This window comes from Chryseobacterium sp. Mn2064 (assembly GCF_049319685.1).
Classification (GTDB): domain Bacteria; phylum Bacteroidota; class Bacteroidia; order Flavobacteriales; family Weeksellaceae; genus Chryseobacterium.
In genome coordinates this window covers 52,761-67,531 of sequence record NZ_JBMOUE010000002.1, presented here as the reverse complement: position 1 = coordinate 67,531, position 14,771 = coordinate 52,761, and the positions used below count along the sequence as shown (strand labels likewise).

Annotated in this window: 18 protein-coding genes; 17 read left to right on the top strand and 1 reads right to left on the bottom strand. The window is 32.5% G+C overall.

What is annotated here, in order from left to right:
* Nucleotides 1-9 precede the first annotated feature (9 nt).
* From ACL9RH_RS07425 to ACL9RH_RS07350, 16 genes are all read left to right on the top strand, one after another.
* Complete coding sequence (locus ACL9RH_RS07425) at nucleotides 10-1,032, top strand: RHS repeat domain-containing protein (RefSeq protein WP_422693690.1); 1,023 nt, start codon at nucleotides 10-12, stop codon at nucleotides 1,030-1,032.
* Nucleotides 1,033-1,575 carry a hypothetical protein gene (locus ACL9RH_RS07420; protein WP_422692726.1) on the top strand — a complete coding sequence of 181 codons (543 nt, stop codon included), beginning with the start codon at nucleotides 1,033-1,035 and terminating at the stop codon, nucleotides 1,573-1,575.
* Nucleotides 1,576-2,107: 532 nt separating this feature from the next.
* Entirely contained in the window at nucleotides 2,108-3,145 is a 1,038-nt protein-coding gene (locus tag ACL9RH_RS07415) for an RHS repeat-associated core domain-containing protein (RefSeq protein ID WP_422692725.1), read from the top strand.
* 5 nt (nucleotides 3,146-3,150) lie between these two features.
* Nucleotides 3,151-3,741, top strand: a complete 591-nt coding sequence (locus tag ACL9RH_RS07410) for a hypothetical protein (protein ID WP_422692724.1) — start codon at nucleotides 3,151-3,153, stop codon at nucleotides 3,739-3,741.
* 256 nt (nucleotides 3,742-3,997) lie between these two features.
* The gene (locus ACL9RH_RS07405) at nucleotides 3,998-5,035 is read left to right on the top strand and encodes an RHS repeat-associated core domain-containing protein (RefSeq protein ID WP_422692723.1); all 1,038 of its coding nucleotides are present in this window, start codon (nucleotides 3,998-4,000) and stop codon (nucleotides 5,033-5,035) included.
* 3 nt (nucleotides 5,036-5,038) lie between these two features.
* Entirely contained in the window at nucleotides 5,039-5,437 is a 399-nt protein-coding gene (locus tag ACL9RH_RS07400) for a hypothetical protein (RefSeq protein WP_422692722.1), read from the top strand.
* 234 nt (nucleotides 5,438-5,671) lie between these two features.
* The gene (locus tag ACL9RH_RS07395; protein WP_422693689.1) at nucleotides 5,672-6,673 is read left to right on the top strand and encodes an RHS repeat-associated core domain-containing protein; all 1,002 of its coding nucleotides are present in this window, start codon (nucleotides 5,672-5,674) and stop codon (nucleotides 6,671-6,673) included.
* A complete protein-coding gene (locus ACL9RH_RS07390; RefSeq protein ID WP_422692721.1) occupies nucleotides 6,673-7,266 on the top strand; it encodes a hypothetical protein in 594 nt (197 codons plus the stop codon). The genes ACL9RH_RS07395 and ACL9RH_RS07390 overlap by 1 nt, the downstream gene beginning before the upstream one ends.
* A gap of 103 nt (nucleotides 7,267-7,369) precedes the next feature.
* Nucleotides 7,370-7,519, top strand: a complete 150-nt coding sequence (locus tag ACL9RH_RS07385) for a hypothetical protein (protein WP_422692720.1) — start codon at nucleotides 7,370-7,372, stop codon at nucleotides 7,517-7,519.
* Between the two features lie 105 nt (nucleotides 7,520-7,624).
* Nucleotides 7,625-7,774: a hypothetical protein gene (locus ACL9RH_RS07380; RefSeq protein WP_422692719.1), complete on the top strand. Its 150-nt coding sequence runs from the start codon at nucleotides 7,625-7,627 to the stop codon at nucleotides 7,772-7,774.
* Between the two features lie 107 nt (nucleotides 7,775-7,881).
* Nucleotides 7,882-8,541, top strand: coding sequence for a hypothetical protein (locus ACL9RH_RS07375; protein ID WP_422692718.1), 660 nt, complete (start codon nucleotides 7,882-7,884; stop codon nucleotides 8,539-8,541).
* Nucleotides 8,516-8,719 carry a hypothetical protein gene (locus ACL9RH_RS07370; protein WP_422692717.1) on the top strand — a complete coding sequence of 68 codons (204 nt, stop codon included), beginning with the start codon at nucleotides 8,516-8,518 and terminating at the stop codon, nucleotides 8,717-8,719. Before ACL9RH_RS07375 ends, ACL9RH_RS07370 begins: the two co-directional genes overlap by 26 nt.
* Before the next feature lie 86 nt (nucleotides 8,720-8,805).
* Nucleotides 8,806-9,390 carry a hypothetical protein gene (locus tag ACL9RH_RS07365; RefSeq protein WP_422692716.1) on the top strand — a complete coding sequence of 195 codons (585 nt, stop codon included), beginning with the start codon at nucleotides 8,806-8,808 and terminating at the stop codon, nucleotides 9,388-9,390.
* Between the two features lie 94 nt (nucleotides 9,391-9,484).
* Nucleotides 9,485-9,844, top strand: a complete 360-nt coding sequence (locus tag ACL9RH_RS07360; RefSeq protein ID WP_422692715.1) for a hypothetical protein — start codon at nucleotides 9,485-9,487, stop codon at nucleotides 9,842-9,844.
* Nucleotides 9,845-10,126: 282 nt separating this feature from the next.
* On the top strand, nucleotides 10,127-10,597 hold the full coding sequence (locus ACL9RH_RS07355; RefSeq protein ID WP_422692714.1) for a hypothetical protein: 471 nt from the start codon (nucleotides 10,127-10,129) through the stop codon (nucleotides 10,595-10,597).
* A gap of 425 nt (nucleotides 10,598-11,022) precedes the next feature.
* The gene (locus tag ACL9RH_RS07350) at nucleotides 11,023-11,655 is read left to right on the top strand and encodes a hypothetical protein (RefSeq protein WP_422692713.1); all 633 of its coding nucleotides are present in this window, start codon (nucleotides 11,023-11,025) and stop codon (nucleotides 11,653-11,655) included.
* Between the two features lie 132 nt (nucleotides 11,656-11,787).
* Here ACL9RH_RS07350 and ACL9RH_RS07345 read toward each other — a convergent pair whose 3' ends face one another.
* Entirely contained in the window at nucleotides 11,788-14,193 is a 2,406-nt protein-coding gene (locus tag ACL9RH_RS07345; RefSeq protein WP_422692712.1) for a hypothetical protein, read from the bottom strand.
* 193 nt (nucleotides 14,194-14,386) lie between these two features.
* On the opposite strand from ACL9RH_RS07345, the gene ACL9RH_RS07340 reads away from it, so the two are divergent.
* Nucleotides 14,387-14,743: an NINE protein gene (locus ACL9RH_RS07340; protein WP_422692711.1), complete on the top strand. Its 357-nt coding sequence runs from the start codon at nucleotides 14,387-14,389 to the stop codon at nucleotides 14,741-14,743.
* The last annotated feature ends 28 nt before the right edge of the window (nucleotides 14,744-14,771 follow it).

Here is a 14,771-nt window from a genome sequence, read left to right as displayed (position 1 = left end):
AATCAGTACATTTATCAATATAAGGATCACTTAGGAAACATAAGGGTAAGTTTTGCCAAGGATAGTAATGGTACTCTTGAAATAACAGATACTCACAACTATTATGCATTTGGGTTGAATCATATCTCTGGAGGATTAAGCAATTCTTATTTCGGAGGTTATCATTCCTATAAGTATAATGGTAAGGAATTACAGGAAACCGGATTTTTTGATTATGGAGCAAGGTTTTATATGCCGGATCTAGGAAGATGGGGGGTGATTGATCCACTGGCAGAGAAAATGACGAGACATAGCCCTTATAATTATGCTTTTAATAATCCATTGAGGTTTATTGATCCGGATGGAAGACAAAATTATGACATTACCTTTGGCAAAAATATTTCTGTTGAAACACAAAGTAAAATTATTGGCGATTTAGAAAAAGAAACTGGATTAACTTTATCTGTTGGTGATGATGGTAAGGTAAACTATACTGAATCATCGGATGCAGGTGGCAGCAAATCAGCTCGCGATATGATAAAAGGATCGATTGATAATCATAGAGCTGATTATCAAATCAATTCAGATAATACGAAAGAGTCTTCCATCCAAGAAATTGGAGGTAGGGGAGAAAAAATTGATGGAGTTTCTGGCTATACACATGTTTATGATCTAAATATAAATACGGATCAAATAGATCGCTTTATAGCAGGAACCAGCAAAGCTTTAAACCCTTTAACTATGGGTTATGGAATGGTTACAATGCACGAAATAAGTCACATGTATAATGGCTTGTCAGACCAAAGTTCAATTTATGGTTTACCTGGTGCAAATGAAACATTTATGAATACGATTAGGACTGAGTTAGATGCTTCAAAGCAGTTTCGCTTACCATTTGGTCAAAGAAATTCATATAGTCCAATGGAAATTTTATATAAAGGAACAATACAAAATTTTACACCTTTCGAAAAAGCTCCTGCTGTTATGCAATATAATTTCAAGAAAATTGATATTAAAAAAAATCTATTTATGTTAACCCCAAAAACTAATTAAATGAAAAAATATTCAATACTTATTTTATTTTTAAGTTTTAATGTCTTCATATCTGGTCAATGCATATGCGAGAGATATGAGAAAGGCATTGAATTTATAAAACAAGATTTTGTAGATAAGGGAATAGAAAAATATTATAGTGATATTTTGAAACCTAAAGCCTATGGAATATGTATTTATGAAAGTTTTTATCCTATATATAAATCTGATAATTATTTTAATTGGATAAATATTGAAAAAACAAAAGCAATTGAAAAAAGTAATTGTTTGTCAAAAATAAATAAGAAATATTGGAAAAAAAATTGGAAGCCTGAAAGTTATTATAAAAATAAAACTGTTTTTTCAAAAGATAAGTTTAAAGGTCCATCGCATATCGCTATTTTTACAGAAATAAGAAATGATTCTTTAAGGGTTGATGTGATATCAAACTCATCTGAAGGCTTAAGAAATTGTGGTAGTATTAATAAGTATTTGTTAGTTTTTGATAACAAAAATGATATTAAAGAAACAAAATCTTGGACAGCACATTATGAATGTTTGTAAATATTAACTTGTTAATTCTATCGTGTTTGTAATCTAGAATTGGAAAAATTAGAAGAACAAACAGAAAAGATTAATTTTAATAATTCCGATCGGGCAACTACTCTATAGTATTATGGTGGGGTTTGGTAATATTTTAGATATGGACAACAGAAATCACAAACAATGAGCCTTCCGTCAGTAAACTTTAGGATTTACTCTTAAAAATTAATTGATGAATAAAAAAACTTTAGCAGTATCTTTTGTAGTTATAATACTTTTAGTCTTTTATTTTGTTAGTAAAGAAAGTTGATACGGGATTTAATGGTGAGTATAGTTTTAAAATTTTTAATGACTCTCCATATTTACTATTAATTATCCTATAAAAAAAGTAGTAGAATATGATGATGGACATGATTATGTAAAAAAGACTCCAATAAAAGTTGAGCTTGATTCAACAAAGACTGCAAACAAAATATATATTTATAGATTAAAGAATCAAAATAAACACAAATCTATATTACTATAATTTTGCTTCATTGCCGCATGAATTCTTTTGCGCGGCATTTTTATTATATTTATAACTACAAATGCCAGGGTAAGCTTTGCCAAGGACAGCACAGGCGCTCTTGAAATAACAGATACTAACAACTATTATGCATTTGGGTTGAATCATATCTCTGGAGGATTAAGCAATTCTTATTTCGGAGGTTATCATTCCTATAAGTATAATGGTAAGGAATTACAGGAAACCGGATTTTTTGATTATGGAGCAAGAATGTATATGCCGGATCTAGGAAGATGGGGGGTGATTGATCCACTGGCAGAAAAAGATAGGAGATGGACTCCTTATCGATATGCATATAATAACCCTCTACTATTTATTGATCCGGATGGAAGAAATGAAGATATTTATGAGCTAAATAGAAATGGGAGTATAACATGGAAAGGAGAGTCAGATAGAGACGTTATTTATGCTTCTAAGAATTTTGATAGTAGCGGTAATCTTAAAGCAAAAAATGATGGAGGAGTAGATATTGGAGAAAAAGGTTATATCGCTGAACATACGACAACAGGAAATATAGAATACTCTAATGGTAGTAATCAGACATATAGCTTAATTGATTTCGATAATGAGAGTAAAGCCTTAAGTGTACATAAATACATTTCTAATAATGCAGATGTTGAGTTTATAATAGGAACAGGTTTAAAAGATGGTAATCAAAAATCAATAGTTGGAAAAGATGGAGTATTGGACAAACCCGCTACTTCAGGGGCCGTATCAATCCACCCTTTTATAAATTATTTCGATGATAATTCAATTACTTTGTTTGGACACAACCACCCAAATAATGTATATGAAATTAGTCCTAGTGGATATGATATAAGAATGAAGGGGCAAAATGGAAATGATTTTGAAAAAGTAAACCTAATAGGAAAACCTGTAAGTCAAGGAGATAAAAATAGTAGTTCTAGGTTTCCAGGAACAGCAACATTATTTATGTACAATCCTAGATATCATACTGGGGCCAAAACTGTTTACTATAATCAAGAAGAAGTTACTTCAATAAAGAATGGGTATCATAAAAATTAAGAAAAATGGAAAGATTAATATTTTTAATATCATTTCTTTTATTTTCTCAATATTCAGCACAAAATAAGGTTGAGAAATTAGGAGAAATAACGAACGAAGCCATTAAGCTTTATGTGAAAGACACTTTAAAAAGACCTTTTAAATATGGAGATTATATAGCTATAAGTATATTTTCAGATTCGACATCTAATAAAATTGGTTTATATATAGAAACATTAGACAAAGACTTTAAACTTTATAAAAATGCCGGTAACTATCAATGGTTTACATTTCAAAACAAGAATATTATTGTTTTTTGTGATTTTAATACAGTAAATAAATGTCAAGAATATTTTAAATTGTTAAATTTTAAAATTGATAAAAGAAATAATACAAAGCTATTGGATCAGGCAATTTATTCGGATAGGTTAGACGAAAATACTAGACTCTGGACTATTGGTATAAATAAAGACTATAAAATTACTTACATTAATGGTAAAATTATTGATGCTGAAATTGTTAATCCTCGAGAATTTAAAAAGTTTTTAAGCAAATTCTCTTTATTAAAAATGTATCAAATTTCTAAAGGAGGAGAAATAATAGATGTTAAAAAGTGAAAATAAGATGTAATATCACTTTAATGCACAAAAATTATTTTATGTGGCATTTACATTTCTTAGTATAAATACCTAATGGAAATACCAGATTACTTTTTTCTATTATTAGAGTTTTTCAAATAACGGACGGCGAAATATTGTTCTTGTGGTTTAAAATATTATAAAAGTATTTTATCAGAAAAAGATTGTCAATATTGAAATTGCTTGATGGAGCAAGCATTATGCTCATCCTTCCTCTATAATAAGACAAGAGCCATTGCTAAATCAGCAGTGGCTTTTCTACACGGGTTTAGAAAATTGTTATATTTACCGATACAAGTATCACCTTAGAAATGCCCGGGTAAGTTTTGCCAAGGATAGTAATGGTACTCTTGAAATAACAGATACTCACAACTATTATGCATTTGGGTTGAATCATATCTCTGGAGGATTAAGCAATTCTTATTTCGGAGGTTATCATTCCTATAAGTATAATGGAAAGGAATTACAGGAAACCGGATTTTTTGATTATGGAGCGAGGTTTTATATGCCGGATCTAGGAAGATGGGGGGTGATTGATCCACTGGCAGAGAAAATGACGAGACATAGTCCTTATAATTATGCTTTTAACAACCCATTAAGATTTATTGATCCGGATGGGAGGCAAAATGAAGATATTATTTTAATAGGAAAACAATCTGCTATTGATAAAGCAACAACTTTAATGAATGAAGGTTTAGGAGGCAATTATATATCTGTAAAAGATGGTAAAGTTGAAATAAATATAAACGACAAACAAATAGCGGGATTAAATAAAGAACAAAAAGCTTTTTATAATGTATTGAACACCGCAGTTGAATCTAGTAATAAAAATGTTTTCAGTTTATCTGAAAGTGATATCAGCGTTCCTATAGCATCCAGAAATAAAGCTGGAGGTTTTGTAAATATGGATATAGATGATGTAAATAGTTTTAGTAAAGAAACTGGGCCATATAGTAAATATAGTATTTTTGGACATGAAGTATATGAACAGAATACTTTCCTTTCAGGAGGACATGATGATTATGTAAATATTGAAAAAACAGGGCATCATGATATGGCAATCACTAATGCTGAAAGTAAAATCAATGGAGGTTGGGAAAGGGGAGCATCCGTTATTACTAACGATTTACTTGAAAGAGAAACAATAAAACAGAATGGATTCAGTAGAACTTTTCCAGTTCTTTCGAGAACAGTAACAACTCCTTTTTTCAAAAATGGAAAAGTTACAAATGTTTCATATGAATTAAATAGAGGGAATGTTGTAAAAAAATAGATTATGAATAAATTAAAATCATTAATAATGTTTATCCTTTTTGCTTTCATTTACTCTTGTAAATCAATTGATTACAGAGTTATTAGAGCTCGGAACGAATACAAGAAAGATTTAAATGTAGTTAAGATGTTTGTTGGTGAGAAAGTAATCAAGAATGCTAGTGACTTAAATAAGGCATGTAAATCTTTATCCGATTTATCTACCATAGAACCTCATAAAGATAAAAGCTTTGAATTTTCAATATCTCCTACAAAAGGTAATTATATTGATTGGAAGCAATGGTATAAGGATAATAAGAATTTTATTTTTTGGAATGACAAAAATAATAAAATCGAAATACTAGATTTGAACAATCTTCCTAAAGATTTTAATACAAACCTCTCTAAGAAATCGAAGAACTAATTATCTTTACTATTGTATAGCAGATAAAAAAACTCACATATCGTTAATTTTTTTATAAAGCGGTTACATTTTTATGACCTAGCTGCTGCAAAACTGAATCGTGTGGTGAAATAATATGTTGGATATAAAAATAATATGTTTATTAAAAAAAACAATAAGTATACTTAGTATTATAAAGATCACCTTAGAAATGCCCGGGTAAGTTTTGCCAAGGATAGTAATGGTACTCTTGAAATAACAGATACTCACAACTATTATGCATTTGGGTTGAATCATATCTCTGGAGGATTAAGCAATTCTTATTTCGGAGGTTATCATTCCTATAAGTATAATGGTAAGGAATTACAGGAAACCGGATTTTTTGATTATGGTGCGAGGATGTATATGCCGGATTTAGGAAGATGGGGGGTGATTGATCCAGCTGCTGAATTAGGAAGAAGATTTTCTCCTTATAATTATGCACTTGATAATCCTGTAATGTTTATTGATCCGGATGGAATGTGGCCTTGGCCAACTTGGAAACAGGTTAAGAGTTTTGCAAACGGATTTGGAAGAGGAGCTGGAAATGCTATAACGGGGATCGTTTCGTCAGGTGTGAAATATAATCCTGTTACTATGGGGTATGCAGGAATACATGACACTTATCAAGCCGGGAAAAAAGTTTATGGAGCATATAAACATGGCGGTGCAAAGGCAGCAGTAGGAGAGGCTGGAAACATTCTATATGAAAGCACAGGAGCGAAAGCACTTGCTCAAACAGCAAAAGGAGTAGCAAAGGGAGATCCTGAATCAATAGGCTCTGCCGCAGTTATTGTAGCAAGCGGCAAGGCTCTTTCTAAAGCAGGAGGCATGAAAAGAATGGCTGCTGTTGAGGCTGAAGAATCAATTAATTTAATATCTGCTAAAAGTACAGCACCACAAGCAGGTGAAAGTTTAAGTGTGGCAATAAAAGATGGGAATATTTCCGTAGGAGGAAGCGGAAATGGTCGATTTGATTTTGTAGTAACGGAATCAGGAGAATTTAAAGCAGGTTCTGGCCATTATTACTTATCTGGTGAAGCAAAGAATGTTCAAGCAGCAGGACAGATTATTCTGGAAAACGGTATTGTTACAGATATTAATAATATTTCAGGACACTATGCCCCGACAGTTGTAGATGCTAATAGCTATAAATCAATACTATCTAAGTCAGGTATTGATGTAAGTAAAGCGAAAATAACAAAATTTGGAGAATAATGAAAAAAATTGATGTAGCATTATATGTTAAGGAGTTGTCGGACTCTCTATCTAACAATAAAAAAATAGAAGAATTAAAATACTATCCAATCGATAGATTCTATATAGAAAAGCATAATTATTTACAAAAGATACTATCCGTAAGTTATTTAGAGTTTCTTTTTTACAATTTTGAAAAAGTTAACTCTACATATTCTGTTCAGTTATTCGTGTGTTTACCTGAGCTATGGGAGAAAATTACTTATAGTGATATTTTGAACTTGATTGGAAGTTTCACTAATTCTTTTTCTTTTTATACACTTATCGAGTATACTTATAAATATTTAAATATTGATTTACTAGATGAAATATTTTACAATGATAATGTTGGTGTAAAGTTTAAACAAGATTGTGCTAATTATTTCTATAATATTGGTGCTACTTTTTATATGGATGATCATGACTATAGAATGCTAAAAGATGATTTTTTTGGAATAAATCTAATTCAAATTGAAAGTTTACAAAATAAATTTCAAAAAGATAACCAGTTTAAAGCTACGGGTAATAAAGAAGAATTAAAAGAAAAATTATTAAAATTTAAAAACATGTTTTAGCAAAATGATATTAGAATGATTTATGCTCCTTCCCCTCGTTGCTGTAAGATTGCATCGTGTGGTGAAGTAATAATAAAAAAACCACGGCTCAATAGCCGTGGTTTTGTATTGTAAAAAGACCCTTACCAGACATAAAAGACCGACTTCCGATACAGAAAGGGTGATCACAGAGAATTTTGAATACGATTTACAAAACAGATTGTTGGTACACAAACATCAGGTAGATAATAATCCTGTAGAATACCTTACCTAGAACAAATACAATGAACTTTCCCAGCTTGAATCTAAGAAAATAGGAGGGATTGCAGCGGCTTCACCACTTCAGCAGATCGATTACCGATACAATATCAGAGGCTGGATGACTAAGATTAATGATCCTTCTAATTTGAATGGAAAACTATTTTGGTATGAAATAAGGTATAATAATCCTGTCAACACTCAGTCGACTGGAAAATACAATGGAAATATTGCGGAAGTAGCTGGAACAATGGCTCCGAAAATCTGCTGAAACGTTATGATTACGAATATGAGAAGGTTAGCAGATTAACCAAAGCTTTTTATAAGGAACCCTCAACAGGGGTCAGTGGAAATTTTGATGAACACCTTACCTATGATATGAACGGAAACATTGGCACTCTGAAACGTTGGGCAGTTCCCATATACGGACTAACTTCTACCTTAGTCGATGATCTTACCTATCAATACACAGGAAACCAATTGAATAAAGTAATAGAAGATGCGTTGAATGATACCGGCTATGAAGGCGGAAACAATGCTATTGATTATAATCTGAATGGAAGTATGATTAATATGAAAGATAAGGGGATCTATTATATTACTTATAATCATCTTAATTTGCCTGACTATTTTTCAATTGCTCAGAATAATCCTCTTGGCGGAACTATAAGTTTTGAGTTGAGTTATCTTTATCGTGCAGATGGGGTAAAGCTTCGAAAGATAAATACTTCCGGTGGAGATGGAAAAGGCCAATCAAAGACTAATGATATTACCGATTATCTTGATGGTTTCCAGTATAAACTTTATGAAACCCTTGAGCCCTGTCTGTGGTGTAAGACCAGTGTAGATTTTGAACACGAAGCTTTCAAAGCTGAAAATAAGGATGGTTTGAAGCCAATTGCTCCGAAATGGCTTCTTGATTTTGTCCCCACTACGGAAGGTTTTTACAGCTTCACAGAAAATCGTTATATTTATAACTACAAAGACCACCTTAGAAATATCAGGGTAAGCTTTGCCAAAGACCGCAGGCGCTCTTGAAGTAACATATACCAACAATTATTATCCTTTTGGATTGAATCACATTGAAGGAATGGCAGGCAGTTCTGGCTTTGGAGGGTATTATAGCTATAAATATAACGGGAAGGAATTGCAGGAAACTGGGATGTATGACTATGGAGCGAAGTTTTATATGCCGGATATTGGACGATGGGGGTGATAGATCCGCTCTCGGAGAAATCAAGAAGTTGGAGTACTTACCCATATGCATTTAATAATTCACTTCGTTTTATTGATCCTGATGGAATGGAAAATAAAGGCATTCATTTTTTAGGAAATTTAGCAGATAAAGCACTTGAACAATTAAATGCCAATAGTAGTCTTGCTATGACAAAGGATTCAAATGGGAAATTAGAAACTGCAAAGCTAAGTAAAAGTGAGTATAATAAGCTTTCAGCGACTGATAAAGTTCTATATGATGGTATAAAGAATACCAATATTGATTCCAGAATTTATGCTGAGAATAACAATGTAACACCAAGTGGAGGCTTAATGACTGGAGGATCTTTTGATGGTGCCGATTATGACTCAGCCTCCGGAATTAGTACAGGAACTCAGTATACAAATCCTGATGTATTAGGAAGTGCAGAAAGTTTTATAGGAACACAAAAAGGCACAGGAATAACACATGAAGTTGTCGAAAATGTTCTTATTACCCAAGAATCTTTAAATACAAAAACAGACGTTCCGATAAAAACAGCATTAAATCCTAATCCAATATTTGATAAATTCCATGATCAAACAAGAGGCATGATGCCATATGATAATTTGGTGATATCAGCTAGAACAAGATTTGAGACTGTTGGAACAACAACAAGAAAGTATTATTAAGGTTTTGCCGGAAAAAAAGATGCTAATGGAAAAATTCAGACACAGTCTTTATATAAAGTTTATTCAGATCATAAAAGATTAAAAAAATAATTTTATGAAAAATATAGTTTTTTTATTTTTTTTCTTTATTTACAGTTGCCAAACAAACAATGTAATTATTAGTTCAAAACCTGCTAATATAACACGGAAAATAATCTCTTTTAAAGAAAATAAAGAAGTTAGCATATTAATAGCAGATAACATGGATATTATAGAAATATTTAAACCGACTAACAATAATACTTGTACTAAAATTGAATTAGGGAAAAAATATTCCTTTAAAGTAACATCTGTAAGTGGTTTAATCCAACAAGGTGGTGACTCACCTAAAATATACATTTTAAATGATTCAACTATAATAAAGTATAACAATTATTATACTGCGGAAGAGGATCAAAATATTTGTATCAAATAAAATTCTTTTAACAAAATTCAATTTTTGCAAATTACGAAACATAATAAAGCTGCATTGAATAATGCAGCTTTTTCCGGTATTTAAGCATTTTAGACTAATAAAGCTATTTCTTTATATAATTATTTTTGGGATAATATGGTAAGCTTCCCTGTTTTTCAGACAAATTAAAATTATTAAATTTAGTTTGTTAATGTTATGAAAAAGAGCAAATTTTCGGAACATCAGATTGTCTATATTCTGAAAGAATGTGAATCTGGGAATACAACTCAATAATTAAAGCTTATGAAGGAAAATTTAAAAAAGACTAGAATCTTTAATTTATTATTGATATTATTAATAAGCTATGGATGTACAGCTCAAACTTTTGAAAAAAAAGAACTATATAATTACTTAGATACAAAAATTTCTTCGAAGAAATTTTTGTATCTAAAAATAAGTTTAATTAAAAAATGTAAAGATGAATATTTATTTGGTATTGCAACAATGAATTATAATGACCATTTGTCTAATAAATTTAAAACTTATGATTATAAAGGCTCTTTAATAATTTATGATTTAGGTGAAGAAAATGACATTAGAATTATTAATTTTTTTAATTCTTATTTTAAAGAAACAAATTTAAGTATTTCAAATATTCCTAAAGGGAGGCAATCGCTAGTTAATGAGTATGCGCTATATTTTGTAAATAAAAGTTTTGTCAAAGATATTGATAAAACAAAAATTTTTATGATAACTGATTGTGAAAATAAATAATAGAAGTCTCATCCACTAGCAACACCACTTCGCAAAGTCTATTGATATTAAGCTAATAAAACCGTTATATTTACCAGTATAAAGACCACTTGGGAAATACCCAGGTAAACTGTGCTAAAAACAGCACAGGAGCTCTTCAAGTGACAGATACCAACAACTATTATCCTTTTAGATTAAATCACATCGAAGGAATGGCAGGCAGTTCTAATTTGGGGGGTATTATGGCTATAAGTACAACGTGAAAGAACCACAGGGGACGGGAATGTATGATTACGGTGCACGTTTTTATATGCCGGATTTAGGAAGATGGAGCGTGTGGTGGCTCCGTTGGCAGAGAAAGTATAGAAGATGATACCATCCGATAAGCATATAATAACCCTTTGAGATTCATAGATCCGGATGGAAGAAACGAAGACATTTATGAAATGGATAAGAAAGGAAAATTAAATAACATAGCGCCTTCTGGCAAAGATGTTGTGTATACATCAAGAAATTTTGAAGGGCAAGGAAAAGATCGAGATCATTTAGGAAATGTAGGTTCAAATTATTCCAATGATAGAAAAACAAAAAGACCTCCTTCCGATCTAGTTGTTAAATCATTAAGATTTAATAGTATTTCTCCCGCAAATATATCAAATATATTATCCAATAATTTTGATCCTAAACAACAAAAGTCATTAATTATGCTTAAGATTATATTAGCATTATTTCTATGTATATTTCCATTATCTTTGATAGCACAGCAAAAAGTACAAAAAAAATGCAAAGATAAAAACAGAGGAATAGATCAGTTACCTTGTTCAATTGTATATCGCTATGGAATAGATGTAATACCCGATGAAGAAACGATAATAAAATATGTTGATATATTAATTAAAAAACGGAATCTTCTTGATCCTGAGAAAGCTAAACCCTATAAAATCAGTTTGATTGAAGATAATAAAATTTGGCATATTGTAGTAAAAAGTGACAATTGTAGATACTGTAAAATATACATCAATATCAATAAAAATACTGGTGAAGTACTGAATTTTTATGGGTCTGAAGATGGAAAATAAAGAATGGCTTAATTACGAATGGAGCATTTAATGGTAAAAATGGATGTTCTTGGAAACTTTAATAATAGGGATAAACCAAAATAAACAAAAAGTCTGGCTACCACAGCAGTAACCAGACTTTTTTTATCCAAATTAAGGGAGTACTTCATTATAATAAAGTGGAACCTCATTCGTTTTATCATGTCCTATAATAATAACGCGGTATTTTTTGGTATCGTCATTATTGTAAAACTCTACTGATGTAGGCTCCTGGGGCTGCACTTCAAGATTAGGATTCCAGAATAAAACACTTCTGGTATCCTGTGGAATCTTTTTGAAACTGTCATTCCCATAGATAGGGCCCTCAAAAGGAACTTCTTTATCATAGCCGGATAATGTGATCTGCCTCAATTGGGAGGGTAGACTTCTGTCAATCACTTTTCCGGTAGAACCTCCTCCTCGGCGGGTATAGATGGCGATGGCACCGTTACCTCCTCCGAAACCTCCTGCAAAAAAACCTTTTATCACCTTTACCATAGCAATGTCAGAGGTCGACATATTGGCAATCTGGCTGGTAGACACAGGCATCTCATCAAGATAAACCTCTGTTTTTTGTCCTTGCAGGTAAGGGGTAGAAGTACCACCCTGCGTTTCTATCCTTAGTCCGGCCACCCTTCCCTGTAGCCATTGTAGGATATTAGTGGAAATGATCGCACTGGGATCATTCACAAAATCAAACACATCTTCACGGGCACTTTTGAATAAAGCGCTGCTTAGCTCACTGTTTAATTTTTTGGTCTTACTTCTTATTTCACCTCTTATTTTTACCTCTTCAATATTGATTACCTTCTCATTGATGAGTTTCTGTGTATTCAGACTGGCCAAAGAACGGGTAGTTTCCTCAGACGGTTTATCATCCTGAGATCTCGGCGTAAGCTTGTAGGAAGATAAAGGCAGGCTCTTCATATACGGTATAAAACCGAAATTAGGCTGGAAATAAACTGAATAATTAGTATTAGGGTCTTTTGTGTCACTGTTTAACTGATAAGAAAACTTCATAGAGTCTTCAAAAATTAAATTATTCATGACGAAAAAACCACTGGCGTCAGACTTGATCTGAAAAATTTTAGACCCCGAACTGGAATCAAAAATTAAATTGACATCTGTATTGGGAGCCGGTTTTCCCTGAACACTCACTTTCCCTTTATAAGAAAGATAACTTTCAGGCTGGTATTTGATCTTTGGATAATTTCCTGAAATGATGGATTTCCAGTCAAAACGTTTCCATCTCTCCGAAATTAAAAGCGCATCCAGAGCTTCCGTATTACGGTTGCTGGTAAAATATTGAGCTGGATTGATAATCTTTGAAGTAATGTCACCGGTAAGCCATAAAGAACTCAACAGACTTTGATCATCTTCCGTACTCTTGGTATTTGCATCAAGAACCAACACCGTATAGCCGGAATACTCCGGATTTTTGGAAATGTCAAATGAATTTCTTGCGCGGGGCGTATGGTCCAGCGAAAGAGACTGCAATGTCGGTTTTTTCACTTGTAACAGCTGTGGCTGCACAAAAGACAACCTATTGGCTACTATATTTTCGTTATCATCAAAAACCGTAAGCTGTAAAATTCCATTCACAAGCTGATTATTGGGAATAGAATATTGAATTTCATCCGCAACCTTGTTCACTTGAGCCTTATAAACCAACTGATTGTTGATGGTTCCCAGTACTTTGTAATGTTGAGACTGCTGGGGCAGGTTTTTAGACTTCAGAGTATATTTCACAGCATCACTCCCGGAGATGACCTGTAGGCTTACTCCCGATGGCGAAACATCCGGTAAAGGGATATTCTGCTTTCCGCCTTGCTTATCCTCAATGACCAGCTGATACTTCTTTCCGCTTTTGGGAGTCATGGTCAGTAACCCTACATTTTGATCCAGCCCTTTAAAAGCTGCCATCTTTTCACCAGGATTTTCAGAATCTATTACATATCCTTCCCAATCAGTAGGTTCAGCACCGTTGGACTGAAGCCTTACCGCAACCTTTGTAGAAATGCCGTCTATAAAATTTCCACTTTCAGGATATACAGAAGCCGTCCAGTGTGTTGTGGTGGTGGCGGTCAGTTTCTCAGAAGACGTTGGGTTATACACCGTAATTGGTTTGATAAGCTGAAAATCTTCGCTGAAATTCGCCATCCAGGAAGTATATGCTCTGATGTAGTAAACATCCTCTTTTAAGGTCACGGGCAGCAGAATACTTCCACTTCCTTCACCGTTAAGCAGCGGAATGAGACTTTTACCGATTTGTTTTTTATTACTGTCGTAAAGCTCAACAAATAATGAGGTAGAAATGGACGAAGTATTGTAACCGTCAAATACAAATGATTTAAACCATAGGTTTTCCCCTGCCACAAAACGGCTTTTATCTAATAAGAGATGTATTTTTTCCTGAGGATATTTTTGTTCGAATGTTTTTAAAGCTTCTTCAGCTTTTGTTTGTGCATGAAGGCATTGTACTGCGCCTAAAGCAAACAGGTAGATTAGTTTTTTTGACATATTTGATTTAAAATCTGCGTTTTTTGAAGTGTCAAAATTACATTTTTATTATATTCCGAAACAACATATACAATAGAAAAATACAGACAATAGGGAATAAAATGATACCGTCGATTATTGAAAATATGATTTTATGGTTTCCCGTAAGTTCTGCCTTGAAATATCACTTTTCTTTGCTGGAAATTTATAATGTATGAAAGATAAAAACACAGCCGGTATTCTGGCTCTTTTGCTTGGAGGAATTGGCGTTCACAAATTTTACCTGAATAAACCTGTTGCCGGGATTCTTTATTTATTATTTTGCTGGACCTTTGTTCCTTGTATCATTGCGTTTGTTGAAGCAATTATATTTTTTACTATGGAGGTGAATGCTTTTAATACAAAATATAACAGTACGCCAAACAGCCGAAAAGCTGCTACTCCTCAATTTTATACCCAAAATCATTCGTCTAATGCTGAAGAAGTAGAGAAACTGATGAAGCTGAAACAGAGCGGAGCATTATCAGAAGAAGAGTTCAATACCCTTAAATCAAGATTGTTGGGCCTTTAAAAAGTAAAGAGATGAATATCTTGATCTC